Genomic DNA, 26,052 nt, shown 5'->3' on the forward strand with positions numbered 1-26,052 from the left:
TAGCCGGCCGGCCGGCAATCATTCTTCCCACTTCTCCAGGATACAGCCATAGCCCTTGCGATATGTCGCGGTTTCAGACGCGATCAATGGGAAGACTGCGGTAACGCTTTTTGCATCGGCATCTTCTTTGAGCGAAATCAGCTCCATTCCCGGTAACTTGTCTTTTGCACAATCTTCCATACTGCGATTGCCGATAAACCGGCACGAACAGGCCACGCGGGCGGAATAGGCAGCACCTGCACCCGCATATCCGGTAATCGGAGCGCGATAGGTAAAGGCTGCAACCGCAAGCGCGGCGACCACAATTAGGAATGGCCAAAGATATTTGCGGTTGCCACGCGTCCTGGCTCTGCTTGCTGGTCGTGCCGTTGATTTAGCCATTGCCAAGTGAAATCCTGTCAGCGAGTGAAGCGGCATGAACTTACGCCGCCTCTCCCTTATCGCGAGCTTTGTGCTGCTGCCAGCCCTTGCTTCTTGTTCCGACGTGCCGATGATCGACGCTCCCCTGTCCGACGGAGCATTGGCGGCTGTTACGGATGAGGCCGGAGCGCCGAAGGACCAGCTAGCCCGTCAAATAGATGATCTGTTCACTAAGGAAGGGCTTGGTGAGACCCGCGCCTTAGTGGTGATGTATGGCGGCAAAATCGTCGCCGAACGTTACGGGCCGGATTACAATAAGGATACGCGCTTCGTCAGTTGGTCGATGGCCAAGACTGTCACAGCAGTAATGATCGGGATGCTGGTCTCGGATGGCCGGTTGCGCCTCGACGAATCAGTGCCGGAACCGCGGTGGAACCGCCCGCAAGAACCTCGCGGAGAGATCACGTTGCGGCAGTTACTCCAGATGCGGTCTGGCCTACGCCATACAGAAGCGGGCGATCCGCCCTACGAATCGTCCGAAGTCCGGATGCTTTTCATGGATGGGCGAGACGACATGGCCGATTGGGCTACTGCTGAATCTTTAGAGGCTGAACCGGGTGCACAATTTGAATATTCGAGTAACACCACAGTTATTCTAGCCGATATCGCAGCACGGGTTCTGACTAACAGCAAGGATTCGGAAACACGGCGGGCAATTGTCGATGACTATTTGAGGACACGCCTGTTTGCTCCACTCGCTATGGAATCGATGGTTCCCGAGTATGACGCAAGCGGCACGCTGATCGGAGGCAGCTTAATGCACGCAAATGCGCGCGATTGGGCACGATTTGGGGAATTTCTCCGCAATAAGGGCTCTTATCGCGGGTCCCAATTGATCCCGCGCAAATGGATTGAATTCATGACATCGCCCAGCCCGCGTTCGGAATTTTACGGCGCGCAAACCTGGCTTAACCGGGACTCGGGTCTGGACCGCGATGAAAAATTGCAGGATCGCGGGCCCGAGACGATGTTCGCTGCAATCGGTCATATGGGACAGTATATTCTGGTGTCGCCCGAACAAAGGCTGACCGTGGTTCGCCTCGGTCATTCCAATCCGGAAGAGCGCAAGGCCATGCTGCAGCATTTGCTCGATATCGTTGAGCTTTACCCCGAAAGGTAAAAGGTTCCTTCGACCACGGTCACACACTGGCCGCCAAGCCAAGCTCGCGCAGTTGCCCCCGAACCTTCAAGCCGGCAGGTTAGATCCCCGCCTCGCTGTGATGCCTGATGGGCGGTAAAGCTGCTGCGGCCCAGTCGGTCGGCCCAATAAGGGGTTAGAACCGCATGTGCAGAGCCGGTGACGCTGTCTTCATCAACTCCGGCTCCCGGCACAAAAACACGGCTGACGATGTCGGTGCGATCGCCGGGGGCAGTACAGATAAACTGATCAACCCCGAATTCACCCAAGGCTTTGAGATCAGGTTTGAGCGCCCGGACTTCGTCCTCGCTCCCGTAAAGGAACAAATTGTAGAGGTCTGGGTTTTGGTTCACTTCCAATGGTTCGCCCCCCAACAATGCGGCTGCTTCAGGGTGCACGCGAGGCTGCGTAGGGATGGCGGGTAATGCCACTTCATACCCGCCTTCGCTTTTGTGAACCTCTAGGATGCCCGATTTACGGGTCCGGAATGTTACCCTACTCCCTCCGTCGCGAGTTAGGATTACGTGCCCGCTGGCAAGTGTAGCATGGCCGCATAGGGCAATTTCGTAAGTCGGGGTGCACCAACGTAGCTCCCAATCGGCCGCTTCTGTTTGGTCGCGAACGATAAAGGCTGTTTCCGCAAAATTGTTCTCTTCACCGATTGCAACGAGGACATCATCGGGCAGCCATTCCTCAAGAACCATCACCGCCGCTTGATTGCCGGTAAAGGGCCGGTCAGCGAAAGCATCAACATGAAAATATGGGATGGCGATCCGGCTCATATGCTTTTTCCTAGCTTCTTGAATTCATCATCTTCGACCAGCAGGTTGCCCGGTTCGTCCACATGCCCCTCCGGATCGATATGGATCAGCAATTCCATATTAGGGAAGTGACCTTCCAAATCTGCCTCGACCCGTTCGATAATGTCATGCGCTTCTTCAACTGTCATTTGCGCAGGCATATCAACGTGAAACTGGACAAAATCACGTGTCCCGCTGGTGCGGGTTCGCAAATCATGCAGGTTATTCAATTCGGGGTGCTTGGCCGCCAATTCGACGAAACGTAGTCGTTTTTCATCAGGCCATTCCCGGTCCATCAAATGGTCGATTGCCTCGGTCGCCGCGCGCCATGCCCCCCACAGCAACCAAACCGCAATGCCGAGTCCGAACAGCGGATCAGCTAGGCCAAACCCTGCAAACTGATCAAGCGCCAGCGCGGCAATCACTGCCAGATTGAGCATAAGATCCGACTGATAGTGCAAATGGTCAGCAGAAATCGCAACCGAACCAGTCCGGCGAATGACATAGCGCTGCCATGCAAGGAGCCCGAGCGTAGCAACAATTGCAACCACTGAAACGCCAATACCTTCAGCCGCAGCGCTGGTTCGCCCGCCTTCGACCAACTTCTCAACCGCTCTAAAGCCGATGGCTGCAGCGGACAGCGCGATCAACATTACTTGGAACATCGCCGCTAGCGATTCGGCTTTGCCGTGCCCGAAACGGTGGTCCTCATCTGCAGGTTGCGCCGCAATCCAGACTCCCACCAGAGTTGCTATGCTTGCGATTAAATCGAGTGCGCTATCGGCAAGGCTTCCGAGCATAGCGGTAGAACTGGTTTCAACGCTGGCCCAGAATTTGATTGCAACCAGAAAGATTGCGACTGCAATCGAAGCCAGCGCAGCGCTTCGGGCCAGGCCGGCGTGTTTATCGAACGGCTCTGTCACGGATAAAGCAACGTGCTGGTCCACTCGCCGCCCGAACGGATGAAACGGCGCCGATCATGCAGCCGATTGGGGCGATCGAGCCAGAATTCAAAGGCAACGGGTTTGACGGTAAAACCTGTCCAATGTGCCGGACGTTCCACTGCTCCGCCAGCGAATTTGGCTTCGGCGGCCTGATAGCGATCAATGAAAGTGGCCCGGTCAGGCAGCGCCCGCGATTGGTCAGAAGCCACAGCCCCCAATTGCGAATCGCGTGACCGGCTGTGAAAATATTCATCCGCGACTGCTGAGGACACTTCACTTAGCGGCCCTTCGATACGGATTTGGCGGCGGAGCGATTTCCAATGGAATAGCAATGCCGCTTGCGCATTGGCCAAGATCTCATCGCCCTTCCGGCTGTGCGCATTGGTATAAAATGTAAATCCGTCTGTCCCGTGTCCCTTTAGCAAGACCATCCTTACTGATGGAACGGCATCAGCTGTTGCAGTCGCCAGCGCCATTGCATTCGAATCGTTCAATTCCGTTTCGCGGGCTTCGGCGAGCCATTCGTCAAAAATCCCGAAGGGGTCTGATTGCGGGACAGCGCTTTGCAGTTGATCTTTGGTCATCGTGCCTCCCTACAGGCCAATTGATGACGGTGGAAGCACCGGAAGTTGCATGACTCTGCTTGCGCCTTGCGACCGTCGCACCTAGCTAACACAGTATGAGCGATCCTTATTCCACCCTTGGCGTTTCACGCGGCGCGTCCGAACAGGATATTAAGAGCGCCTATCGCAAGCTCGCCAAAGAGTTGCATCCCGACAAGAACAAAGACAATCCGAAGGCGACAGAGCAGTTTAGCAAAGTCACGCAGGCTTATGATTTGCTGTCGGATAAAAACAAACGCGCCCAATTTGATCGTGGTGAAATCGATGCAGATGGCAATCCAGCGAACCCTTTCGCGGGTATGGGTGGCGGACGACCCGGGTCAGGACCACAGGGCGGCTATGGCGCGCAAGGCTTTGACGGTTTCTCATCCGAAGGTGTGGATCTTGGTGATATCTTTGAAGGGCTATTTGGAGGAGGAGGCGGGCAGCGGCGCGGTACCGCAGGACAGGCCGGATATGGTCAGTCTGGTTTTGGGCGACGCCCATCGGCGCCGCCGCAAAAAGGCGCTGACATCCAATATAAACTTCGCGTCGCGTTTACCGATGCTGCGACCAGGGCTGATCAAAGGATTACTCTGTCTGACGGGAAGACCATTGATTTGAAGCTGCCCGAAGGTGTCGAGGATGGCACCCAAATGCGGCTTAAAGGCAAAGGTAGCGCCGGACCGGGCGGAAATGGCGATGGAATCGTCATCATTTCAATCGACAAACACGCGTTCTTTCGCCGCGATGGCAGTGAAGTCCGGATGGACTTGCCCATTACGCTGGATGAGGCCGTAAACGGGGCAAAAGTTAAGGTCCCCACTGTCGATGGGCCGGTGATGATGACGTTGCAACCCGGGACCAATGGCGGGACAGTCCTACGCCTAAAAGGCAAGGGTTTTTCCAAAAAGGGTGGCTCACGCGGTGACCAGTTGGTGACTCTGGAGATATTCTTACCGAAGGACTTACCGGAACTGGCCAAACGTCTTGAGGGCTGGCACGATACAAGTAACCCGCGAGCTGATATGGGCGTTTAATACCGTCTGCCTCTCAAAAGAGTATCAATCATCAGACAAGTTCCTCAGCCTCAGCAACGCCGCGCAACGTCGCTGTCACCCGAAGCGCGGCGCCGGAAGCGCGATGTTTTGCGAAATGGACTAACCAATAAAATGGGGCCTGGCTCTCGCTTCTTCGAAGTGATGAAGCGGACAATCTCGGGCGCATGGAATGACGGTTTCATTCATGCCGGCAATCTCGCATATATGGCGATGCTAGCGCTGTTTCCTTTTTTCATTCTGGGCGCAGCGATCTTTTCTGCCATCGGAGAAGAAAGCGAGCGCGCCGCGACAATAGACGCCATCCTGTTCGCGCTTCCGCCAGTTGTTGGCAACGTGATCGAGCCGGTCGCACGTAACGTTGTGGCCGCGCGTAGTGGATGGCTGCTATGGATTGGTGGACTGGTCGGCTTATGGACCGTCTCCAGCTTAGTCGAGACAATCCGCGATATACTGCGCCGAGCATACGGAACAGAAGCCACATTGGCATTCTGGCGTTATCGCTTGCTTTCATTTGGTGTCATTATGGCGGCAGTGGTGATGCTCATGCTCTCGCTGATTGCTCAGGTCGCCATCGGAACCGCGCAGCAAGTGATTGCCGCATATTTGCCATTGCTTAGTGACGTGGTTTCAGAACTTTCGATCTCACGGATCATTCCCGCGCTTGGCCTTTTTGGATCCATCTATCTATTATTCAAGACGCTAACGCCCGCCCCATACCGGAGCAAACAATATCCAAAATGGCCAGGAGCGCTTGTGGTTGCGGCATGGTGGGTTGGCGTAACTGTTGCTCTGCCGCCGATCCTGACACAATTCTTCTCTTATGACCTAACATATGGCAGCCTTGCCGGGATGATGATCGCACTTTTCTTTTTCTGGTTGGTAGGGTTAGGGGTTGTTGTGGGTGCGGAATTGAACGCTGCTTTGGCCGATCCTGAGAATGAGTCTTTCGGACCGGTGTCGGAAACTGCGCAAGAGATAGCACAAGAAAATGGGGTGAGTTCGCAATGACCGGATTGATGCAAGGAAAACGCGGGCTGATCATGGGCCTAGCCAATGACAAATCGCTCGCCTGGGGTATCGCTAAGAAATTGCGCGAGCATGGTGCAGAATTGGCTTTTACGTATCAGGGTGACGCACTTGCCAAGCGGGTCAAGCCGCTGGCAGAGCAGCTTGGGTCGGACTTCACCTTTGAATGCGATGTCTCCGAAATGTCCGCCTTGGATACCGCATTCGCGATACTCAGGAGCAGGTGGGACACAATTGACTTTGTAGTCCATGCAATCGGATTTTCTGACAAGAATGAGTTACGTGGAAAATATGTAGATACAAGTCTCGAAAATTTCCAGATGACTATGAATATCTCGGCCTATTCTCTGGTCGCGGTGGCCAAGCGGGCATCGGAAATGATGCCAAATGGCGGCTCTATTCTGACATTGACCTATTACGGGGCCGAGAAAGTCATCCCGCATTACAATGTTATGGGCGTGGCCAAGGCTGCGCTTGAATCCAGCGTGCAATATCTTGCCAACGACTTGGGTCCGCAAAATATTCGGGTAAACGCCATTTCTGCCGGCCCGATTAAGACTTTAGCCGCGAGTGGTATCGGAGATTTCCGGTACATCCTGAAATGGAACGAGTTAAACTCGCCCATGCGCCGCAATGTAACGATTGATGATGTCGGCGGATCAGGATTGTATTTCCTCTCCGATCTATCCTCCGGTGTGACTGGTGAGACCCACCATGTTGATGCGGGCTATCATGTTGTCGGGATGAAACAGGAAGACGCCCCGGATATCGCGCTCGATTAGAAGACAGGACACATCACTGCGAATTTATCGAGTGGGTTGAGGTGTTTTGATATCAAGACGGTCGATGGTGCCGCGGATATCGGAACTGCCAGACCATGAACGAGCATAGATCGCAATCTTAACAAACTTGCAGGCTGCTGGCGGCGAAGGAACGTCGAAACTGTCTGTGCGAATACGGAGCGCACGTTCATAATAGGGCTCGGCCGAGGTGGCGCAGCTAAACTGCATCCGGACATCCTTTATTTGCGCTGCTGGCTCGATCGAGTGCGCCAATGTCACGGTGAGGGGGGCGTTCGGGTTTTGTAGCCACCTTTCGGCCAAGACCCCACCCTTCCCGCTGCGTACAAATATTTCCAGCGCATTGGAATTCGGATCAGGCTGTGCCCGGAAGGCCGCTTGGTCTTCCAGCCGCCAATCGAAAGGCGCAAATGTCCGGTGCCATTGCGAAGTTGACCGCTCTTGTTGCGCAACACCGTTTGCCTTTTCAAAAATGCGATAAGCCGTCTCAATCGATCCAGCGGCAACCAGCCCTCGGATAAGCCGTGCATCGACCTCAGGATCCACCGCTCCGCGCAGAAGCCTGAGTTCGGCAAGATTGGCCAAAGCATCAGGCTGCGAGGCTGCGTATTTGAGAAATTCCTCCTGCCACTCAGCCTTGCGGTCAAGAATTCCCGAAAGCGCAGACAGCGCACTATCGTCTTCCAATGCGCGAGTCAGGATGGGAAAGAAATTAGCTTTCTGTTCCGGATGGACGCGCATGATCGCATCAAGTGTTTCAAGCGTCCCGGAGTAGTCTCTGCGTTCGACCTGCCCCTCGAGTACCAAGCCTTGCAGAAGCAAGTCCCGCCTGTTCAAACGCGTGGCAGCTTCGAGTATTCCCTGTCGCTTGGCAGCATCATTTTCAGCCAATGCCAAGATTGCGTGCGCCTTTGGGCTAAGTGGGTCGTTGCCAAATGCAGCTGTTGCCATTGATGCGGCAGTGCGTGCCGATGGTGTTATGTCTGAGGCTTCCTTGACCCCGCCCATAAACTGGCGTGCCGCCAATTGCTCCTGAGCCAATCCGTTCACTGGCAGCAACTGAACTGCAAGTGCGGGATTCTTGCGCATCAAAACACTGCTGAATGATTGCAGGAGCAGCAATGTCGCAAGCGTGAGGCCAATCACAATCGCAGCCGCAAGGCGAAATACTTTTTGGCTACTCATGCGCTTTTCACGCCTCTTCCATACTCAATCGAGCCATAAAAGGCCCGCGACTATTTCTGATCGTCCCGACCATCACCGTCACCATAGCCGTAACCGTAGCCATAGCCGTAGCCATAGCCGTAGGCCGAATTACGTTGGTCCAATTTGGTTACTAGCGCGCCGAAGACTGTGGCGTTAGCCGATTTAAGACGGCTCAGGGCTGTTTCGATGGCGCGTGTATTCACACCATTCGATTCGATTACGTAGATAACCCCATCTACAGCTTTGGAGACTTCAAGAGCATCCGCAAGGCCGAGCACAGGCGCACCGTCAACGAGGACCTGATCGTAGGTTTCGAGTGCATTCCGGACGACATTGCCAAGGCCCGGGCCAGCGAGCAATTCAACCGGATTGGGCGGGCGGTGACCTGTAGGAAGAATATCAAACCCGTGAGGGTTAACCGCAACCACGGACGATTTCAGATCGGTGTTCCCGCTTAACATGGCGCTTAAGCCATGCTCAGGATTCGCATCAATCCCAATGAAGTCACTAAGACCGGAATGACGCAAGTCGGCATCAATCAACAATACTTTCTTGCCGAGTTGGACGAAACTGCGTGCCAGCGCAACTGACGAGATACTTTTACCCTCATTGGGCCGTGTGCTGGTGAGCATAATCGATCTCGGCGCGCCCTGCGGCGTAAGAAATGCCATGTTGGTTCGGGCAGCAGCATACGCCTCACTGATCTCAGAACTTCGGCGCTGAAGTTCATCGACAATATTGTCCGAATCAGTCCGCGGAATGAGGCCGAGAGGCGAAAGGCCTAGTCTGCGGCTCACATCAGAAGGATCCCGAATTGTCTGATCCATCGTTTCACGAAGGTAGACCAGCGCGGCTGCCGCCAACAACGATGCAACAAGCCCGATTATCAAGTTTCGGAACAGGGAAGGAGCATAAGGATCACTCGGAGCAGAAGCCTGATCAATAGTGGTCATATTGTTCTTGCCGGCGCCGGCGGCTTCCAATTCCTTATAACGTTGCAATAGCGCGTCATAGATCTGCCGATTGGTATCAACTTCGCGTTTCAAAATGCCATATTGGATGCCTTGGCCCTGTTGGCCGAGAAAGGATCCTTTGGCCGCGTTCATCCGTGACCGCAGGCTCTGTTCCTGCATGCTGGCCTTGCGAAATGCAGCTTGTGCATCTTGGTTGTCGACAGCCCCCTCGCCCGCCAATGCTTGTTGAAGCGAGGCTATTTCAGCTTTCTTGGCTTGGATTTCTGGATAGCCCGGGCCAAATTTTGCTTGAAGTTCAGCCAGTTGGGCGCGTGTCTCTGCAAGACGGCTGCGAAGCCCGGCCGTTGCTGCAGCCCCCGACACGTTACGTGATCCGGATTTCAAAGCGGCTTCCGCTTCGATCCGTTGCGTGGTGGCTTCCGCCAATGCCTGATTCAAAGCGACCAGTTCGGCACCAACCAATGTTTGGGTCGCAGTTTCTGATCCGCCGCCTTCTGACGGGATCGCTAGAATTACAATCTCATTAGCATTGGCGTAATCAATCAACTCACGCTCAGAAACGGCCAATCGCTCGCGCAATTCTTCAATTTGACCTTCAAGGAAGGTCCGCGCCTCAATATTTGCACCAAACCGCTTTTCATAATTCGCTTCAATGAATTCACTTGCCCATAGATTGGCGATCTTAGCTGAGACTTCAGCGCTCGGGCTTGATGCACGAATGTCCACTAGGCTGGAGTTCGGCACGGGATCAATCGTCACGCTGCTCAGCAGAATACTTTCGATTCGACGCGAGGTGACATTACCAGACTCGTTCAAGTTAAACGCCTCTAGGAATTGACTGTCTCGTGTAAGATTTCCTGCATCAACAACTCGTTTCGCCAGAAATTTCGATTCCAGTAATTCGTATTGTGTCGTCAAATAAGCAATCTGGCCTGTGCGCGATGCATTCTCCAACGGGGCGACAGATGTCACATTTTGCTCGACCAACGAAATTTCAATCCGCGTCGTTGCTCGAAATAGTTCGGTTGATAACAACGTTACAACCAAGCCCGCCAGCAAGCCCAAAAGGATAATCCCAACAAGCCAATATTTAAGGTGCTGTGCCTGTATCCAAAACCGCTCAAGATCGATCCGCAAGGAATCAGATGCCTGCGCCTCGTTCACCTGGCTGGAAGCCGTTAGCTTTTCCATGGCGGAAATTGATGTATCAGTCATTTTAGCTCGCGATTATCTGATTGCGCGATCGATGAGGATCGCACTCGTCGACAGCAGCGGAATGAACTGCAGGATATTTTCCAAATTGCGCCTAGCGACTGAATCGCCAACGGTAACGATGTCGCCAGGGTAAATTAGCGGATCATTATAGTTCCCGCGCTGGATTGCTTCGATATTGTAGACGCCGATATAGCGCTGATCATTGATGGTGCGCATGACGAGCACATCGTCAACCTTCGCTATGTCTGACAATCCCCCGGCATTATTAACCGCACGAAGCAAAGTTTGCGATGTCGCGGACGGATAGGTACCAGGCCGCTCGACCTCCCCGCCAATGGAAATCGTTGGTACTGCAATCTCAGAGGGTCGTACGCGAACTTGTGGGTCAATTATATACTCACCGCGCAAGCGATCGGCAATCATCCGGCCGACCTGATTAGGCGTCTTGCCCGATACATAAAGATCGCCGACGAGGGGAAAGGCAATGTAGCCTTCGGCATCCGTCAGATAAGTCCCGCTGAGACGCTCTGCATCGGCCACGATAATTTCCAGCTGCTCTTGGCCGCCGACCGTGTAAGCTTTATTTGTAGATGGGGCAGGCAATTCCGCGAGAGACGCGACTTCAATGTTTGGTGCCAAACCAAATGCACGGTCTTTCGCGCAACCGGACAAAGTCAGGACCATCGCAACCGATAGCAGTATCGTTTTCGTCAAAGCTGTCATGATACCCTTTAAGTCCCGCAAGCCATGCGCCTTAACCATCACGAGCTAATAAGCAAAGCGCTTTTTCCCCTCAATACCCTGTATTTGGTGATGTTAAACCCTTCACCGCCGGCTCTCAATCAGACCCCTACCGATCGCTCCATAGCAAAGGCAGCGACCAGCCAGACAGCAATCATTTGAAACAGGGGTGCTCGAAGCGGGTAATCAAACAGGCTTGCAAAGACGATCATGGTCAACACGGCCAGCCAGAAAATCAGGGTTGCGGCTGAGCTGCGCCCCTCTTCGGAATTGGATTTAAAAATTCGCCGAAGAGACACGATCAACCATCCAGCAAATCCAGCCAAGATCAACAAAGCGGGAAGTCCCCCTTCGATTGCCAATTGAGCCAGATCATTATGTGCTTGATTGACGTATGATGAAAACATCAGCTCGGCAGGCTCATGAATGTGGTAAACTTCTTCAAATGAACCAAACCCTGAACCCAGTAACCAGTAACTGCTGACCATTTCGCGCAAGACCGGGATCAGATCCCAGCGCAAATCTTCAAATGCCGTCGCCTCAGTAACGCGGCTCAAGGCAGGAATCCGGTCAAACATCACAAACAATGCAACCATGCCCGCGATGCCAAGCAGACCAAAGCCCAAGGCAATAGGAGCCTTAATTCCATACGGCACCGTAAGGGTGCCCGACTTCGTTTTATCGGTGCGCCACCGGTTCCAAAATAAGGTGCCGCTTGTGCATAGCGCTAGAATCGTTGTCAAAAAGCCAGCGCGCGATCCACCAATTAGCGCAACGACCAGTAGAAGCAGAAACAAAGCGCCCAATGCCAAGCGATGCAATTGATGATGTATCCTAAATTGCCGATCTGTGGCGAAATACGCGATCGTAACGAGAATAATCGCCGAGAAGACCGCACTGTGGTTGTGGTTGGCGAAGAACCCGACAGCCGAGCCGGCATTGGTGACACTGTAAAAATAAAGTGCGCTTTCAGGGCCAGCGACCACTTGCGCAATGCCGAGCATTGCATTCAGCGCGCCCAATCCAATCAATACAGCGAAAGTTGTGCGCCTGCCCGCGCCCATCGCTGCGATCAGCAGCAGGCCCGTAACTGGCACAATGAGCCCGGCCAGCGCATTAAGCGTGCGTGACGGCACCATCGAAACTGGGCGCCAAACATCCGCTTGGCCAAGCTGTTGTCCCAAAGCTGTAATGGGTTCGCGGCCAGGTAGAGACTGCCATACGCCCGCCGGCAAAGGAACGAGTTGGAGCGCGGTCCAGATGGTTAGCAAGCCGAGGAAAATTACGGGCGGACGCAACCGTGCGAGCTTCTGGCGCGACAGGAAGAATAGTGCCGGTATCAAAAACAATGCCGCCGCTGGCCGCAGCCCGACCAGTTGAACCACATCGGTGCGGGAGCTACCACCCAGGATCGCAATTGCCGCAGCAAACAATGCCAACGCAACCCAGCCATAGGTCAATTCCACCTTGGCAGAGCGGGCGTTTTGACTGCGTATGATCTTCATCATGATTCGGGCTTTCCCGGATTCTGACCCATTATAATTATGGCCACGGAGGTCTATTTATCCGCTCTCTTAGCAGCTTTCCTTGCTGTCAAGCCATTGCGGCCTTGACTGGAGGCCGCGCTTCCGTAACGCAGCGGCGCGAAAACGGGCGCATAGTACAATCGTAAAATTGTGTCCGCTTGCCTCAACTTTAGGATTAAGATTGATGGACTTAGGCGGTAAAAAAATTGCGGTAATCGGCCTCGGCTACGTGGGCCTGCCGGTTGCAGTCGAATTTGGCAAGAAGCGCGCAGTTTTGGGCTTCGACATTCGTGAAAAACGTGTCGCCGAGTTGAAACAGGGTCATGACGAAACGCTGGAAGTAGTCGCCGAGGAACTGGCTGAAGCTTCGCATCTCTCGTACAGCTGCGACCCAGCTGACCTTGCCGATTGCGATATTTTCATCGTCACCGTGCCCACCCCGATTGATGACGCCAACCGTCCCGATTTGACCCCGCTGCTAAAATCCTCCGAGACAGTGGGCGGCGCGCTGAAGGCAGGTGCAGTGGTGATTTACGAATCTACAGTCTATCCCGGTTGCACCCAAAATTATTGCGTTCCGGTGCTGGAGCGCGTTTCAGGCCTCAAACACAATATTGATTTCTTCACCGGATACAGTCCTGAACGGATCAATCCCGGCGATAAAGAGCGCCGCCTTCCTTTGATAACAAAGATTACCAGCGGGTCGACTCCCGAAGTCGCCGACGCAGTTGATGCGCTTTATGGTGAAATCATAACTGCGGGCACTCATAAAGCCGCCTCGATCGAAGTAGCCGAGGCTGCCAAAGTGATCGAAAACACCCAGCGCGACGTCAATATCGCACTAGTCAACGAATTGGCGATCCTGTTCGAAAAGCTCGGCCTCGATACGCGTGAAGTTCTAGCAGCGGCTGGGACCAAATGGAACTTCCTGCCCTTCACTCCTGGGCTTGTTGGTGGCCACTGTATCGGGGTGGACCCCTATTACCTTACCCACCGGGCAGCGCAGGTCGGATATCATCCTGAAATGATCTTGGCAGGACGTCGCGTAAATGACGGGATGAGCGCCTATGTCGCCGACCGCGTCGTGCACTTGATGCTGAAAAAGCGTGTGCCGGTGGTCGATGCGCGGGTGCTGGTATTGGGCCTGACCTTCAAAGAAAACTGCCCGGATTTGCGCAACTCTAAAGTCGCCGGAATTATTGACCGTCTGGACGAGTTTAACGCGCAAGTTGATGTCTATGACCCATGGATCGATGCGGATGAAGCCGAACAAGAATTCGGCATACGTCCGCTCACATGTGAGCCTGAGGCAGGCACCTACGACGCTGTCATCCTCGCGGTGGGCCATCATCAATTCGCTGAAAAGGGCGCCGCAGCAATGCGCGCTTACGGCAAAAGCAACTCGGCGTTCTTTGATGCTAAGGGCTTATTCGGCAAGGATGAGAGCGACGGTCGCCTGTAACAGCAAGCCGGAGCCTAGAACCAATCATGCGCAAAGCAGTTCTCCTGAACGACACACGGGTTGACCGGCATCACGGCTGCACCACCGTGATCGAAACTATCGATAATTTGGCACGGCGTTCGGGAATTGAGATCATCGCCAAGAGCCCTGCTCACAGCGATTGGCGCGCGGACGATGCGATAACCAGTGCGATTGCCCGCGCCGATCTTGTCCTCGTCAATGGGGAGGGCACTATCCATCATGACCGGCCTGCCGGCATCAAATTGCTGGAGGTAGGTAAGTTCGCGCATGACAATGGGACGAAAGCGGCGCTGATCAATTCGACTTGGCAAGCCAATAGCGACGCAAGCCTTCAGGCGCTAAACAACTTTGATATCGTGTCCGTTCGCGAAAGTGCCAGCCAGGCGGAATTGGCAAAGCACGGAATTGAGGCGCGCCGCATTCCCGATCTGGCGCTGTATCATACTCCTCCTTCGGCGGAGCGTGAGGGCACCGGATATTGCGACAGCGTCCAAGGCCCCAAAGCTCTCGCCTTATACCAGCGGATGTGGTCACTCGGTGCAGAACCATTGCCCCTCGTCCAGCTCGATATGAAGCCGCTGACAATCGCCCGTTGGCTGACGCGTTATGACCCAAGCAAGAGCGCGATCTTTAAGCCCGCCCATGCAATGAAGGCGATGCGAGCGACGCTGCAGGATTACAGGACACAAGAACCCCATCGTAACGTTACCACGTCGAAAGTCGCGGCGAAGGAATTGGTTGTGACAGGCCGCTTCCATATGCTGATCTTTTGCCTGGGGGCGCGCACGCCGGTTCTCGCACTGTCATCCAATACGCATAAAATTGAAGCCACACTTGCCGATGCAGGACTCGAACCGTGGCGCATAGTGTCCAATCCCGCGCATATCGGTGAGGCGCTGATTGAGCGCGCCTCGCAATGGCACGGGGATGAAGCCGCCAATCTTGATCGGTTCTTAAAGCAGGGGCGTAGCGCGATGGAAACGTTGTTTGAGGATCTGGCAGAGTTGAGCAAGCAGTGATCCGCCAATGAGATATTTGCTTGCCCAGCAAGCTCCGAGCGGCAGATGGAAGGCCGGTATCGCCGCAGCGGCACCTGCCGGAGCACACCATGTCTCTTTCGATCCGGACAATGCCGAAATCACCAGCACTGTGATTGTCTCCAAGGCAGTTTCGCGGGTCCGCGATGCCATTTGGCAATTGGAACTAGCAGCCAACGCAACGAATGCAGACAAAGTGGCGATGCTGGCGGGGCAAGAATTGGCGAGAGCAGCCCTTAATTCCGATGGCACTGCCAAATCATTTGCGACCGCTATACCAAACGATGTCAGCGGCGATGCCTCCCTTCAGTCTTTGAAGTATGAGCTAGGAATTGCGGCAAACTCGTCGAACATTGGCAATACGGTGCTGCATATTGTCGCATGCAAGCTCGCTTGGCTTTCTGCCCTATGGCTGCTGTTGCGCTATGGTGGCTCATCTCCTCGCACATTGGGGAATTTTGCTAACGATAGTATTTCTGGCGGGACGGTCATCGCTCTGCATGCGGAAGATACAACACGTACACGGCATCTGCGGGGTGCATTGGCTAAGCATTTGGATGACCATAACCAACGACAATTGCTGTTATTGTTGGGAAGGCCGTCGGCCGGTGTCAAAGCGGCGCTGCGCGCATTGGACCCGAAAGGGCAACTCGGTGAAATCGATGTCCGAAGACCGATGAATGTCAGAGCGTTACTTCGCACGATTCCCCAAACCATCGCGCGGCTAGCAAACGGAGTCTCCGCAACCGGAGCGGTTCCTTTCCCTATCCCAATGCGGGAGAGGATCGCGATGGCATACCGCATGATACAAGGAACTGCGCAAGCTCAATGGTGGCAATCAGCTGTTGGGCCATCAGCCGTTGGGCCATCAGCAGCCAGCCAATCTCCGGCAACGGCCCTGTTCGGCCATACGGGTACTGCCGATACATCGATCCTCGAATTGGCGATGCAGAGCTGCGGGGCTCAGACCATCCACGTTGTTCACGGAACCAATGTGGGTTGGCCGTTCGCCGGATTGTCCGATGCGGCGATTTTCCAGACAAGCGCAGATGCTCAGCTTGGCGCCACTTTACCCGCCTATCAAAGATGCACTTACATCCCTGCCACATGCCCGCCATTACGCGCAGGGTTAGGTAGCGGCGACGGGCGCTGGGCGGTGCTGACATCTTACACCCATTTGTCCCACCCGGCCTATCACCAAAACGGCGCTGATGCCGATATCGCCCTCATCCAGATGGCCGCTCAGGCCGCCGCAAGAATGGGCCAGCCACCAGAGAAAATTCTGTGGCGCCCTCATCCGCACATTGAAGTTGTAGCTACTGCCGAGCGCGCGAGGCTGTTGGCCGCTGTCAAAGCCGCTGGCTTCACCCGTTGGCCCGACAGTCTGCCCTATGACGCGCTCGGGTCATTCTCGGCCGTGATGACAAGCCCCTCGACGGTGCTAACCGATGCGTTGCGGGTCGGGCAGCCTGCGATTGTCGTCAACATGACACCGCTTCAAAATGATCTGATTTACAACAGGCCCAATCTGCTTGTGCGTGATTTGGAGGGGCTGCTCTCCGCGCTGCAGGGCATAGCCGACCCTGCTGGCGCTGGTGATAGATTGCGAATGGCATGGGATGCAATTGAGCCCGGCGGGCCGCTGACAATCGAAGCAATCCTAGCGGCTGCTTGTTGTAGCTAAGGCACCAGTGAAGGGTCTGATGCTGGCCGCTTCCCAGCATAATCATTAAGCGGACTTTCAAATACCCGCCACGATATCAGACCCGCACCATAGGTCGCTGCCGAGGCAATGACGAAGGCAGGCCAAAAACCCAACTCGATTTCGAAACGCGCATCTATGAGCAGCAGCGCCTCGATGAAGAATAAGTGAAATAAATACATGAAATAGGATACCAGACCCACGCTCGCTGCAGAGGCAATAAACCGGTTGCTCGGCGCCTCAATACGGGCGAGAGCCGCCACCCAAAGGGCGGCAGCCAAACCGAAGATCAGATACCCGATCGTTCCAATGAACGGTGGATACCATGTCGCAAAGCGAAACAGGATAATCGTCCCAATTGTGGCAATACCGTACACCAAAGCAGGCCTTGGAATCGTCAGCCATTTGTCGAACAACCCTAGCGCCGCCAGCGCCCCCAAAGCGATAGCATCGAATCGGGCGGGCGGGAACAAGCCAACCATATGGTCCTCCCACCCAAGTCCGAAGGCAAGCCAGACACGCAGAGGCAATGACAGGAGAACGACTGTGATTAAGACGAGTTTGAACCGGCTCCAAGAATACCACGCGAGTAGACCCAGCAGGATATATGCAGAGACTTCGACAGAAAGTGACCAAGTGATGGTATAAGGAACCAGAGCTTCGCCCTGAAACGGCAGCATGTATCCGGTAAGGAACAGAAACGGTTTCCAGATATGCGTCAAATTTTTTCCGCCGGCGAGCAACCAGTCACCTGCCCCGAAGACAATCACGGCCACCACGAAAATCGGCACAATCCGGAAAAACCGCTTGCGGAAGAACATCCCGATATCGCGGCGATTTTTCTCTTTTGACAGGATCAAGCCAATCAAGAACCCGCTCAGCGCAAAGAACAAATCGACGCCCATCCAGCCGATAACCCGAAGCGTTCGGCCAATTAAGTCTGATTGCTGCGGCTCAAAGCGGTAAGAAGTGTGGTAAGCGATGACCAATAAAACACCGATTGCACGAACCGAATCGAGCCGAGCCAACCGGTTCGCAGGCTTCACGGCAAGACACCGATGTCTAACTGCCAAGAATCAATGAACAGCGCATTGAGGTATGGAATATGCGCGAGCGAGGAATTGGCATATTCCAGCCATCCGTACATTATCGCGAGCATCACCGCACATATCAACAGCCTGACCGGTCTGCGCAAGTGCGGCGCAACCAACTGCGGAACAGCAGCCCAGACATACATCGAAACGGGGAACCAATAGAGTGTGATGCGTCCTGCCGCGGCAGACGCAAAGAATACGAGGGGCACGGTAAAGAGCGCAGCGAAAGCCATGTTCCGCAAAAGCACAGTCGGAAACAATTTTGCACGCTGTGCCGGTAAAAGAAAATAAAGCGCAGCCGGGATCGCATTCATCAAAACATGGAATATTGCCCCGCTCGACTGCACGGCTTCTGTTTGGCCTCTACCGTAGGCTGTGTCATAATATTCGCCGTAGCCGCTTTGCTGCAAATAATAGAGCGCGAGCAGGCTGAAAATACCGATCCCGGCAATCTTGACGGTTTTGGGAAGTTTCAAATCGATCGCCACAAATGCCAGCATGATGATTGCGCTGGCGTGAATGCCTGCGCAGCAGACAATGAAGATGGAACGGCCCACCACCCCGAAGCGCGCCCAATTTGCAATCAACAGCATCAACAGGCCAGCAGCGAGAGCCTGACGGTTCGCGCTCATGCAGACGACCACAATGAACATCGGCACTGCCGCCATCAGCGCAAGCCAGGGTTCGGGCGTGCGCTTGGCAAAGGAGAAAACACCCCACATCGTAATGAAAGTGGCAATTAGATTGACGACATATATGCCCCCACCAGTCCAGGCGCCGAAGCTTAGCAACAGCGCGTAAAACGGTTCTGACACACGAAGCAGCGCACCAAATGATTGGGCGTTCTCCGCGGAATAGATCATCCTGAGATAATTGTTCCAATCCATCCCGACATTATGCCGCAAGCCAACGAACAAGACCGTAGTGACAAAAACTGCGATCCACATCGCCATCGCTGGGCGTCCCGGACGGCCAAGTGTCGCCGCCGCAGCGAACATGCTTCCGAAAAGTAGGAAAGGCCACATGCCCTAAGGTGCTCCGATGTGTGGTTGTCTCGCTGCGTCAGATGCCGTATCGGCCCCGCTGCAGCAAGGGCTTATCTCAATTACAATGAAAATCCCCTGCAGAAGCAACTTGCGGATACCTTGCTTTAGGAAGGGAACTGATGATGAAGATGCGCCTGATATTTGCGCTTTTGATATTACCGTTTCCCAGCATTCTCAAAGTCTGGTTCTACCGGATTTTCTTCGGCTATAAAATCGGCAAGAAGGTTAAAATCGGGCTCAGTGCAATTATTGCAGACAAATGCTCGATTGGTGACCGCACTCGGATCGGCCATTTCAATTTGTTCTACCGCAATCAGGATTTGCGGATCGGATCAGATGTGATCCTCGGTTTTGCGAACAAGATATTCGGCGGCGCGGTCGTCGATATCGGAAATAAATGTCACATTTTCCGCTTTAACGAGATCAACTCGATCTTAGACCCCTTGGTACTTGGGGATTTCGATCCGCGCCTGATTCTGGGCGAGGGCACTGTCATTACCGTCAACCATAAAATCGACTTCACAGACAGGGTAACTTTTGGCGAGTCGGTAGTATTTGCGGGGCGCAATTCCAATATCTGGACGCACAACAGGCAAAAGACAGCGCCGGTTTCGATCGGCCGTAATTGTTATGTCGGCTCGAATGTCCAATTTGTCGCGGGTTCATCTATAGGTGAATATTGCGTGCTTGCGCTCGGTTCAGTGGTGACCAAAAAAATCGATGGCGAATGGAAAGTCATCGCCGGGATGCCTGCAAAAGCACATAAGGATCTGGACGAGGATTCCAAAGTGCTGGTCACCTATCCAACTAGGCCGGACCTTCAAGGCATTACCGGCGCATTGCCTACGGCTGGTTGAAACAAATGCGGTTGCTTTTCGTTATAAAAGGTCTGGTAATCGCGGGCGGCGGGGCTGAACGGGTGTTCGTCGATGTTGTAAACGCGCTGACAAAGCGTGGGCATGACGTGCAAGTCGCCACGTTCGACAGACCTGACCAGAAGATATTCTATGACCTAGACCCCGCCATTCCCGTGCATCTGTTGGGGGCGGGCGACCCGGGCGTTCCGACGCCGCGATTCAACATGCCCATGATTATGCGCCGTATTCGCGCATTGGCCCGCCAAATTGAGCCAGATGCCGCTGTCGCATTCATGCATTCCACCTACGTTCCGATTGCCTTCGGACTACTTGGCACCGGCATCCCCATGATCCTAAGCGAGCACACTGCGGGTGCGCATTTTGATGCGCGCCCCCTGCAAAAGGCACTTACCCGCCTGACCCAGCGCCTGTCTTACGCGAAGACCGTAGTTTCGCCAGTCATCAAGGCCGAGCACCCCATAAGCTATCACGGCAATCTTGCGGTTCTCGCAAACCCGGTTGATATGCACGCCTTCGCGCCCGCACGCTTAGCTTTACCGGAGAAAATCATCTTGTGCGTGGGCGGATTACGGGTCGAAAAAGGGCAGGATGTCCTTATCAAAGCTTTCGAGCGGATAGCAGGGAAGTTTCCCGATTGGCGGCTGCGATTTGTCGGAGACGGTGTTACGCGCCCGCAAGTTGAAGCCCAAATCGCCGCTTCGCCGGTCAAAGAGCGGATTGAATTGCCCGGCGTACTGAAGGACGTTCCCGCCGAATATGCGAAGGCAGCTTTCGTGGCCGTTCCCTCGACCTATGAATCGCTTTCTATGGTCGCAATTGAAGCTATGGCAAGCAGCAGGCCGGTAATCGGGTTTTCGGATTGTGCAGGGCCGCGCGCGCTGATTGAAGAAGGCCTCAACGGCCTGCTGATTGATCCAGGAGATGACAAGATCGCAGCTTTGTCTGCTGCAATGACCAAGCTGATGCAAGATCAAGCGTTACGCGAAAGAATGGGCAAGCAAGCACCGGATACGGTCGTCGCCTATTCCGCAGAGCACGTCTTTGATCAGTGGGAAGAGCTTTTGGGTGCCGCCGCACATAATATGCCCGTACCCAAATTTGCTTAGTGTAAAATTGCTTTATTGTGGCTTTCGAAAGGTCGACCTTAAGGCTTACATCTCTTAAAGGAGCGCCGGCAACCTCCTAGCGCCGAACCTGAGGATAAGACATAATGTGCGGTCTAGCAGGACTTTTTGGGCCAATTGATCGCTTCGGTAGGGGTAAGCTCGAGCCGTTGGTCAAATCGATGGCGGGCGCGATTACCCATCGCGGGCCAGACGCAGAAGGCTTGTGGATTGACGATGAGGCTCAAATTGGGCTTGGCCATCGCCGGCTTTCGATCCTCGATCTGTCGCCAGCCGGCGCACAACCGATGCATTCGCAAGATGGCCGATTTGTGATCGCTTATAATGGCGAAATCTACAATTTTCCTGCGCTCCGTCAGCAATTGGAGCGGCGCCACGGTGCCATCGCTTGGCGCGGTCACTCGGACACCGAAGTGCTGGTTGAGTGCTTTGCGCGCGACGGAATCCAAGCCACACTCGATCAAGTCGACGGCATGTTTGCCATGGCGGTGTTTGACCGGCAATCGCGTGAACTGAGTTTGATCCGCGATGCTTTCGGGGAAAAACCGCTTTATTATGGATTATGGCAGGGGTGCCTATTGTTCGGGTCCGAACTGCGCTCGTTTGAAGCGATCCCTGGCTTTGCGCCCAAAATGAATCTGGACGCGCTAGGCGACTTCTTCAAATATTCCTATATCCCCGGCGCTGCCTCCATCTGGCAAGGCATAGTTAAATTGCCGCCCGCGCATAGACTGGTTTTAACGCAGAATGACATCACCGCGGGCAGCTTGCCCGAACCGGTCGCTTGGTGGGATATGACCGGCGACGCCCTGGCTGCCCGCGGCGCGGCATTTGAAGGCTCGCTAAGCAGCGCGGTGGATCACGCCGACATTTTGATGCGCGCAGGCACCGCCCGGCGCATGGTCTCCGACGTGCCATTGGGCGCGTTTCTGTCCGGCGGCATCGACAGCTCTCTGACGGTCGCGATGATGCAGGCATCCGCGAGCAATCCGGTGCGGACATTCTCGATCGGTATGGCTGAGGACGGGTTCGACGAATCGCCAGCCGCCGCAGCCGTCGCCAAGCATCTTGGTACCAATCATACCGAACTGGTACTAACCCCGGCGCAAGTTCAAGACGCGGTTCCGCAAATATCAGCGGTGCATGACGAACCCTTCGCCGATTCGAGCCAGGTGCCCACTTTTCTGGTTGCTCAAATGGCCCGGCGAGATGTCACTGTAGCGTTGTCTGGAGATGGCGGCGACGAAATTTTCGGCGGCTACAACCGCTATTTTCAAGGGCCGAGAGTTTGGCGGCAAGCATCCCGATTGCCGGGCCCGGTCCGGAAGATCGCGGGCGCTGGATTGTCCGCCTTACCCGCCAGCGTTATCGAAGCCCTGATCAAGATCGCCGGTCCTCTTTCGCCCAAGGAACTTGCCGCCGGACGGGCTTCGGAAAAGCTACAAAAACTTGCTCGCGTAATGGCCATGCCCGATGAGAGCGCCTTCCATGACCGGCTGCTGGCGACCTCCGACAATCCGCTTGCGATCCTATCGGTCGACGCGCGCCTTTCCGCTCTACCGCACAGGCTGGACCCCCGCGCAGCCGCATTGCCCTTCGCCGATCGCGCTATGTTGATCGATACTGCAAATTACATGCCCGACGATGTGCTGGTCAAAGTCGACCGGGCCGCGATGGCGGTATCGTTGGAAACACGCACTCCATTCTTGGACCGTGACCTGTTCCGCTTTGCCTGGAGCCTTCCAGCCGGGATGCGGGCCGGTAGCGGCGAAGGTAAAACGATATTGCGGGAATTGCTTTACCGTTATGTCCCGCGCGATCTGGTCGACCGGCCCAAGGCAGGCTTTGCGATACCCGTGGGGCGCTGGCTCCGGACCGGTCTGCGCGACTGGGCGGAAAGCGAATTGTCAGAAGATGCGCTTGACCAAAGCGGTTTGCTCGACACTGCAACGATTCGAAGGCACTGGAGTGAACACCTGTCCGGCAAGAGGGACCATGAAACTATGCTGTGGAACGTCCTGATGTTTCAGGGCTGGTACAGACGGCAGACAGAGCGGGCGCCCGCCTGATGCTGCGCACGTTGATCAAACAGGCCGCATCTGTTGCAGGCATACGGGTGTTCGGAACGGGTCTGTCCGTGCTGGTTTCCGTCGCGATTGCGCGGCTGTACGGCCCCGATGCACTGGGGGTTTACGCCTATTGCGTCACGCTGATGGCAATTGCAGCAGTCCCGGTTTCAAACGGTTGGTCGACCATGCTGCTGCGCGCAGTCTCACAGGTGCATGAACTGGACAGCGAAGCCCGGGCGATGGCGCGCCTTGGCGCACGGCTTGCAATTGTCTTCGCCGCCTTTGCCGCTGCAACTGCAGTCCCGGCGGTTCATTTCACCGGTTCGGAAATCGCCTCTGCGCTGGAGCCCGTGGCATTCACTGCTATCGGCTTGCTCTTCGTCGCGCTTCTTTGTGATCAAATCTCTGCCATGCGAATGGCATCGATGCGGGGGCTAGACCGACCTGCCCTTGCGCAGCTTCCGGAAAGTCTGGTCCGTCCGTCGCTGCTTCTAATGGGCGTGGCGATAGGCTGGTGGGCTTTCGGATCTTCCACGCTCTCGTCCAACCTGCCGATCCTGTTTGCTTCTCTGGCAATTGCTGCGATTGCTTCGGCGATGATTGGCCAGCTGATCCTTACCCGCCTGACCGGACGCGCAGTCACTCGCCGCCCAGATCCAGCCGAACGCAAAGCGTGGTTCGCCAGTGCCGCAGCCCTTGCCGGTAGCGCGGGTCTGGTGCAGCTCAATGGATATGTCGATATGCTCATTTTGGGCAGCTATGTCGCGCCCGCCGAGGTTGGACTGTACCGGGCGGCTCTGCAGATCGCGATGCTGGCCAGTTTCGGTTATATCGCGCTCAACATGCTGGCCGGGCAACGATTTGCGAAATTCACCGGAAGCGGCGATCACGAAAGCCTGTCTAGAACCGCGACGCATCTGGCGCGGCTCGCCCTGCTCACTGCCATTCCGCTGCCTCTCATTCTGCTAATAGCCGGAGAAGACCTATTCGCATTGCTGTTTGGCACAGCGTTCGAAGGGGCCTCACTGCCGGCACTGCTGATTGCTGCAGGTTTCACATTCAGCGCTGCAATTGGCATGGCACGCACATTGCTCGTCATGCAAGGCAACGAGTTTCTCGTTATGCGTACGACATTGGTCGCACTTGTCCTTAACGTCGTGCTCTGCATCTTGCTGATCCCGCGATACGGCATTACCGGGGCCGCCATCGCAAACCTGTCCGCCAATGTCGGGTGGAACATCTTGCTGTGGGCTTTGGCGCGCAGGAGCACAGGGATCGATTCAAGCGTTTTCGGGGCAAATGCAGGATTTAAGAATGGTTGAGGCTAGACAGCGCCTGTATCTTCATATCGGGACCCACAAGACCGGATCCTCGTCGCTCCAGCATTATCTTGGCGCGCAGCGAAAGACGCTGGTCAGCCACGGGTTCGCCTATTTCACTGGTGCTTACGAACCGGACAATCATGTTGAATTCTTCGCAATCGCTCTGCGTGCAGATCGCGAGGCATTCTCTCGGGCGAAATACGGCATCGAGCAGACGGACAAGGCCCTGGCCGCAGCCGCAGCGAACTTCCAAGAGTTTCGGCAAGCTAATCAAAAACAAGCGCTGATTGTCTCGACTGAAGGGCTGTCCTTGCTGCGGCACGATGATGAGGTGGAGCGACTGAACACGATCCTGGGCGCAGAAATGCTCGATATCGTCCCGATACTTGTCTTGCGCGACAAGGCGGCTTTTCTGAAATCGTTCCGCAAGCAGATATTGAAGCATGCCGATCGCGAATTATCGAACGACCCGGCGAGCATAAATTACGTTGAGCAAGACAGCTGGCTGGCTGATTTCGGTGCGATCAAATCATTGTGGCGCAAACACTTCGGTGAAAATGCTTTGCGGATCATCGACTACGATCAGGCAATGAAGCGCGACGAAGATGTCCTTCCCGCTGCCCTGAAAGCGATGGATCTGCCGGAGAGCTTCATTCCAGTGGCCGGTTCGGTCAGATTAAACACCGACACTTTCAAGGCTCGTATTAAGAGATTTTTGCGTAAGGTCGGACTTGGCAGCTAAGCATAGGCGAGGAGCGCCGCCCCTTTTCTTCAGCCGAATTGCCAGTGAGCTAATCAAAAGCTAGGGTCTGTTCGTATTCGTCGGGGACACGAAATCCCTGTCAGTGCGGGGGTTAGATTAGGCCATGTCCATTAGGAAAACTCTCAAAAGCAGTTTGCGTTCTGCGCTAGTCAATCCCGTGATCGGCTCGGTGGCCCTGCCCATTGCAAAGGCGCTGCCCGGAGAGAACTGGAAGAAGCGACTCCCGGTTGCAAAGCCCCTTTCGAAGCTTGATCTGGAGGGTGACGGCGAAATTGTCCTGGCACGGCCTGACCGGTGCCATGTTGCGCAGGAACTCTATTGGGGCGGCGGAAAGCTGGATACTGGGCAGGACCGGCTCGCGCTTCAGGCGGCGCTGGCTTTTGCGCGGCATAGCTCGGTTTTTCTCGACATCGGTTCGTACACCGGCCTGTTTGCGCTGGCCGCAGCGCGCGCAAATCCGGAAATTCAGGCCTATGCCTATGAGATAGTGGGCGAAAACTACCTCCTCCTATGGGAAAACGTGCTCCACAATGACCTGGGCGCCCGGGTTCAGCCACACCTCGTCGCTGTTGGCGGCGAAAACGGAGAGCTCCGGATCCCGTTCGCCCAATCATCCGGCCAGCTGGCATCGTCGGTGGACATCAGCTGGAGCACCGATCACGGCGTAACCGTTCCGATGCGCCGTCTGGACGATCTCCATCTGGATCTCGAGGGCGAGGTATCGCTGAAAATCGATGTCGAAGGTTTCGAGATGGAAGTGTTCGACGGAGCGCAGCAATTCCTCGCGAAATACAAGCCCGACATGGTTTGCGAAGTGCTGCGCCGCGCCAAGCGCGTCCCGGAAATGATGGAAATGCTCAAGTCGCACGGATATCGCTGGTTTCACATCCAGGAAGACGGTTTTGCCCGCCGCGACATCATTACGGCCGACAAATTCCGGCGCGACTGGATGTTCAGTTGCAAAAGCGATGAAGAGCTGGCCAAAATGGGCCTGACACTGATCGACTGAAGCTGCTAACGGCCCAATTTACATCAATATCGGCGAATATCGCCCACGAGGCAGGCCGCCTCCGACATCAGG

Annotated in this window: 23 protein-coding genes; 13 read left to right on the plus strand and 10 right to left on the minus strand. The window is 55.1% G+C overall.

Features of this window, described 5'->3' with window-relative positions:
• Positions 1–18 precede the first annotated feature (18 nt).
• Positions 19–381 carry a hypothetical protein gene (locus tag GRI36_RS01880; RefSeq protein WP_160596924.1) on the minus strand — a complete coding sequence of 121 codons (363 nt, stop codon included), beginning with the start codon at positions 379–381 and terminating at the stop codon, positions 19–21.
• A gap of 34 nt (positions 382–415) precedes the next feature.
• On the opposite strand from GRI36_RS01880, the gene GRI36_RS01885 reads away from it, so the two are divergent.
• Entirely contained in the window at positions 416–1,540 is a 1,125-nt protein-coding gene (locus tag GRI36_RS01885) for a serine hydrolase domain-containing protein (protein ID WP_160596925.1), read from the plus strand.
• Here the strand turns inward: GRI36_RS01885 and GRI36_RS01890 are convergent.
• Genes GRI36_RS01890 through pdxH form a run of 3 tightly spaced genes read right to left on the minus strand, consistent with a single transcriptional unit; the run spans position 1,525 to position 3,886 of the window.
• A complete protein-coding gene (locus GRI36_RS01890) occupies positions 1,525–2,340 on the minus strand; it encodes a PhzF family phenazine biosynthesis protein (RefSeq protein ID WP_160596926.1) in 816 nt (271 codons plus the stop codon). The genes GRI36_RS01885 and GRI36_RS01890 overlap by 16 nt on opposite strands.
• Positions 2,337–3,305 (minus strand): cation diffusion facilitator family transporter, encoded by a 969-nt coding sequence (locus GRI36_RS01895; RefSeq protein WP_328598336.1) that lies wholly within the window; start codon positions 3,303–3,305, stop codon positions 2,337–2,339. Before GRI36_RS01895 ends, GRI36_RS01890 begins: the two co-directional genes overlap by 4 nt.
• On the minus strand, positions 3,278–3,886 hold the full coding sequence (gene pdxH / locus GRI36_RS01900) for a pyridoxamine 5'-phosphate oxidase (RefSeq protein ID WP_160596927.1): 609 nt from the start codon (positions 3,884–3,886) through the stop codon (positions 3,278–3,280). The genes GRI36_RS01895 and pdxH overlap by 28 nt, the downstream gene beginning before the upstream one ends.
• Positions 3,887–3,981: 95 nt before the next feature.
• Here pdxH and GRI36_RS01905 point away from each other — a divergent pair, with 95 nt between their 5' ends.
• The 3 genes from GRI36_RS01905 (at position 3,982) to fabI (ending at position 6,773) form a co-directional block, all read left to right on the plus strand.
• Positions 3,982–4,944: a DnaJ C-terminal domain-containing protein gene (locus GRI36_RS01905; RefSeq protein ID WP_160596928.1), complete on the plus strand. Its 963-nt coding sequence runs from the start codon at positions 3,982–3,984 to the stop codon at positions 4,942–4,944.
• 132 nt (positions 4,945–5,076) lie between these two features.
• A complete protein-coding gene (locus GRI36_RS01910) occupies positions 5,077–5,973 on the plus strand; it encodes a YihY/virulence factor BrkB family protein (protein ID WP_160596929.1) in 897 nt (298 codons plus the stop codon).
• Positions 5,970–6,773, plus strand: a complete 804-nt coding sequence (gene fabI, locus GRI36_RS01915; protein WP_160596930.1) for an enoyl-ACP reductase FabI — start codon at positions 5,970–5,972, stop codon at positions 6,771–6,773. Before GRI36_RS01910 ends, fabI begins: the two co-directional genes overlap by 4 nt.
• Before the next feature lie 24 nt (positions 6,774–6,797).
• On the opposite strand, the gene GRI36_RS01920 is transcribed toward fabI, so the two are convergent.
• From GRI36_RS01920 to GRI36_RS01935, 4 genes are all read right to left on the minus strand, one after another.
• Positions 6,798–7,976 carry a hypothetical protein gene (locus GRI36_RS01920; protein WP_160596931.1) on the minus strand — a complete coding sequence of 393 codons (1,179 nt, stop codon included), beginning with the start codon at positions 7,974–7,976 and terminating at the stop codon, positions 6,798–6,800.
• 50 nt (positions 7,977–8,026) lie between these two features.
• On the minus strand, positions 8,027–10,186 hold the full coding sequence (locus tag GRI36_RS01925) for a GumC family protein (protein WP_160596932.1): 2,160 nt from the start codon (positions 10,184–10,186) through the stop codon (positions 8,027–8,029).
• A gap of 12 nt (positions 10,187–10,198) precedes the next feature.
• Complete coding sequence (locus tag GRI36_RS01930; protein ID WP_160596933.1) at positions 10,199–10,909, minus strand: polysaccharide biosynthesis/export family protein; 711 nt, start codon at positions 10,907–10,909, stop codon at positions 10,199–10,201.
• A 119-nt stretch (positions 10,910–11,028) separates the two neighbouring features.
• Positions 11,029–12,435 (minus strand): O-antigen ligase family protein, encoded by a 1,407-nt coding sequence (locus GRI36_RS01935; protein WP_160596934.1) that lies wholly within the window; start codon positions 12,433–12,435, stop codon positions 11,029–11,031.
• Between the two features lie 202 nt (positions 12,436–12,637).
• On the opposite strand from GRI36_RS01935, the gene GRI36_RS01940 reads away from it, so the two are divergent.
• From GRI36_RS01940 to GRI36_RS01950, 3 genes are read left to right on the plus strand one after another with little or no spacing between them, the layout of a single operon-like run.
• Positions 12,638–13,915 (plus strand): nucleotide sugar dehydrogenase, encoded by a 1,278-nt coding sequence (locus GRI36_RS01940; protein WP_160598994.1) that lies wholly within the window; start codon positions 12,638–12,640, stop codon positions 13,913–13,915.
• A gap of 26 nt (positions 13,916–13,941) precedes the next feature.
• Positions 13,942–14,955, plus strand: a complete 1,014-nt coding sequence (locus GRI36_RS01945; protein WP_160596935.1) for a polysaccharide pyruvyl transferase family protein — start codon at positions 13,942–13,944, stop codon at positions 14,953–14,955.
• A 7-nt stretch (positions 14,956–14,962) separates the two neighbouring features.
• The gene (locus GRI36_RS01950; RefSeq protein ID WP_160596936.1) at positions 14,963–16,657 is read left to right on the plus strand and encodes a hypothetical protein; all 1,695 of its coding nucleotides are present in this window, start codon (positions 14,963–14,965) and stop codon (positions 16,655–16,657) included.
• Here GRI36_RS01950 and GRI36_RS01955 read toward each other — a convergent pair.
• Both GRI36_RS01955 and GRI36_RS01960 read right to left on the minus strand, forming a co-directional pair.
• Complete coding sequence (locus tag GRI36_RS01955; RefSeq protein WP_160596937.1) at positions 16,654–17,721, minus strand: acyltransferase family protein; 1,068 nt, start codon at positions 17,719–17,721, stop codon at positions 16,654–16,656. The genes GRI36_RS01950 and GRI36_RS01955 overlap by 4 nt on opposite strands.
• Positions 17,718–18,794, minus strand: a complete 1,077-nt coding sequence (locus tag GRI36_RS01960; RefSeq protein WP_160596938.1) for an EpsG family protein — start codon at positions 18,792–18,794, stop codon at positions 17,718–17,720. The genes GRI36_RS01955 and GRI36_RS01960 overlap by 4 nt, the downstream gene beginning before the upstream one ends.
• A gap of 140 nt (positions 18,795–18,934) precedes the next feature.
• Between GRI36_RS01960 and GRI36_RS01965 the strand changes: the two genes are divergently transcribed.
• The 6 genes from GRI36_RS01965 (at position 18,935) to GRI36_RS01990 (ending at position 25,980) form a co-directional block, all read left to right on the plus strand.
• The gene (locus tag GRI36_RS01965; RefSeq protein ID WP_160596939.1) at positions 18,935–19,672 is read left to right on the plus strand and encodes an acyltransferase; all 738 of its coding nucleotides are present in this window, start codon (positions 18,935–18,937) and stop codon (positions 19,670–19,672) included.
• A 5-nt stretch (positions 19,673–19,677) separates the two neighbouring features.
• Complete coding sequence (locus GRI36_RS01970; protein WP_160596940.1) at positions 19,678–20,799, plus strand: glycosyltransferase family 4 protein; 1,122 nt, start codon at positions 19,678–19,680, stop codon at positions 20,797–20,799.
• Between the two features lie 104 nt (positions 20,800–20,903).
• Positions 20,904–22,886: an asparagine synthase (glutamine-hydrolyzing) gene (gene asnB, locus GRI36_RS01975; protein WP_160596941.1), complete on the plus strand. Its 1,983-nt coding sequence runs from the start codon at positions 20,904–20,906 to the stop codon at positions 22,884–22,886.
• On the plus strand, positions 22,886–24,208 hold the full coding sequence (locus tag GRI36_RS01980; protein WP_235902131.1) for a lipopolysaccharide biosynthesis protein: 1,323 nt from the start codon (positions 22,886–22,888) through the stop codon (positions 24,206–24,208). Before asnB ends, GRI36_RS01980 begins: the two co-directional genes overlap by 1 nt.
• Entirely contained in the window at positions 24,201–24,950 is a 750-nt protein-coding gene (locus tag GRI36_RS01985) for a hypothetical protein (RefSeq protein ID WP_160596943.1), read from the plus strand. Before GRI36_RS01980 ends, GRI36_RS01985 begins: the two co-directional genes overlap by 8 nt.
• Before the next feature lie 124 nt (positions 24,951–25,074).
• The gene (locus GRI36_RS01990) at positions 25,075–25,980 is read left to right on the plus strand and encodes an FkbM family methyltransferase (protein ID WP_160596944.1); all 906 of its coding nucleotides are present in this window, start codon (positions 25,075–25,077) and stop codon (positions 25,978–25,980) included.
• Positions 25,981–26,052: the final 72 nt, after the last annotated feature.

The organism is Pontixanthobacter gangjinensis (assembly GCF_009827545.1).
GTDB lineage: Bacteria > Pseudomonadota > Alphaproteobacteria > Sphingomonadales > Sphingomonadaceae > Pontixanthobacter > Pontixanthobacter gangjinensis.

Bases quoted from the DNA above. Each gene is read 5' to 3' on its own strand.
- GRI36_RS01880 (WP_160596924.1), bottom strand. From the start codon at position 381: ATGGCTAAATCAACGGCACGACCAGCAAGCAGAGCCAGGACGCGTGGC.
- GRI36_RS01885 (WP_160596925.1), top strand. From the start codon at position 416: ATGAACTTACGCCGCCTCTCCCTTATCGCGAGCTTTGTGCTGCTGCCA.
- GRI36_RS01890 (WP_160596926.1), bottom strand. From the start codon at position 2,340: ATGAGCCGGATCGCCATCCCATATTTTCATGTTGATGCTTTCGCTGAC.
- pdxH (WP_160596927.1), bottom strand. From the start codon at position 3,886: ATGACCAAAGATCAACTGCAAAGCGCTGTCCCGCAATCAGACCCCTTC.
- GRI36_RS01905 (WP_160596928.1), top strand. From the start codon at position 3,982: ATGAGCGATCCTTATTCCACCCTTGGCGTTTCACGCGGCGCGTCCGAA.
- GRI36_RS01910 (WP_160596929.1), top strand. From the start codon at position 5,077: ATGGGGCCTGGCTCTCGCTTCTTCGAAGTGATGAAGCGGACAATCTCG.
- fabI (WP_160596930.1), top strand. From the start codon at position 5,970: ATGACCGGATTGATGCAAGGAAAACGCGGGCTGATCATGGGCCTAGCC.
- GRI36_RS01920 (WP_160596931.1), bottom strand. From the start codon at position 7,976: ATGAGTAGCCAAAAAGTATTTCGCCTTGCGGCTGCGATTGTGATTGGC.
- GRI36_RS01925 (WP_160596932.1), bottom strand. From the start codon at position 10,186: ATGACTGATACATCAATTTCCGCCATGGAAAAGCTAACGGCTTCCAGC.
- GRI36_RS01930 (WP_160596933.1), bottom strand. From the start codon at position 10,909: ATGACAGCTTTGACGAAAACGATACTGCTATCGGTTGCGATGGTCCTG.
- GRI36_RS01935 (WP_160596934.1), bottom strand. From the start codon at position 12,435: ATGATGAAGATCATACGCAGTCAAAACGCCCGCTCTGCCAAGGTGGAA.
- GRI36_RS01940 (WP_160598994.1), top strand. From the start codon at position 12,638: ATGGACTTAGGCGGTAAAAAAATTGCGGTAATCGGCCTCGGCTACGTG.
- GRI36_RS01945 (WP_160596935.1), top strand. From the start codon at position 13,942: ATGCGCAAAGCAGTTCTCCTGAACGACACACGGGTTGACCGGCATCAC.
- GRI36_RS01950 (WP_160596936.1), top strand. From the start codon at position 14,963: ATGAGATATTTGCTTGCCCAGCAAGCTCCGAGCGGCAGATGGAAGGCC.
- GRI36_RS01960 (WP_160596938.1), bottom strand. From the start codon at position 18,794: ATGTGGCCTTTCCTACTTTTCGGAAGCATGTTCGCTGCGGCGGCGACA.
- GRI36_RS01965 (WP_160596939.1), top strand. From the start codon at position 18,935: ATGATGAAGATGCGCCTGATATTTGCGCTTTTGATATTACCGTTTCCC.
- GRI36_RS01970 (WP_160596940.1), top strand. From the start codon at position 19,678: ATGCGGTTGCTTTTCGTTATAAAAGGTCTGGTAATCGCGGGCGGCGGG.
- asnB (WP_160596941.1), top strand. From the start codon at position 20,904: ATGTGCGGTCTAGCAGGACTTTTTGGGCCAATTGATCGCTTCGGTAGG.
- GRI36_RS01980 (WP_235902131.1), top strand. From the start codon at position 22,886: ATGCTGCGCACGTTGATCAAACAGGCCGCATCTGTTGCAGGCATACGG.
- GRI36_RS01985 (WP_160596943.1), top strand. From the start codon at position 24,201: ATGGTTGAGGCTAGACAGCGCCTGTATCTTCATATCGGGACCCACAAG.
- GRI36_RS01990 (WP_160596944.1), top strand. From the start codon at position 25,075: ATGTCCATTAGGAAAACTCTCAAAAGCAGTTTGCGTTCTGCGCTAGTC.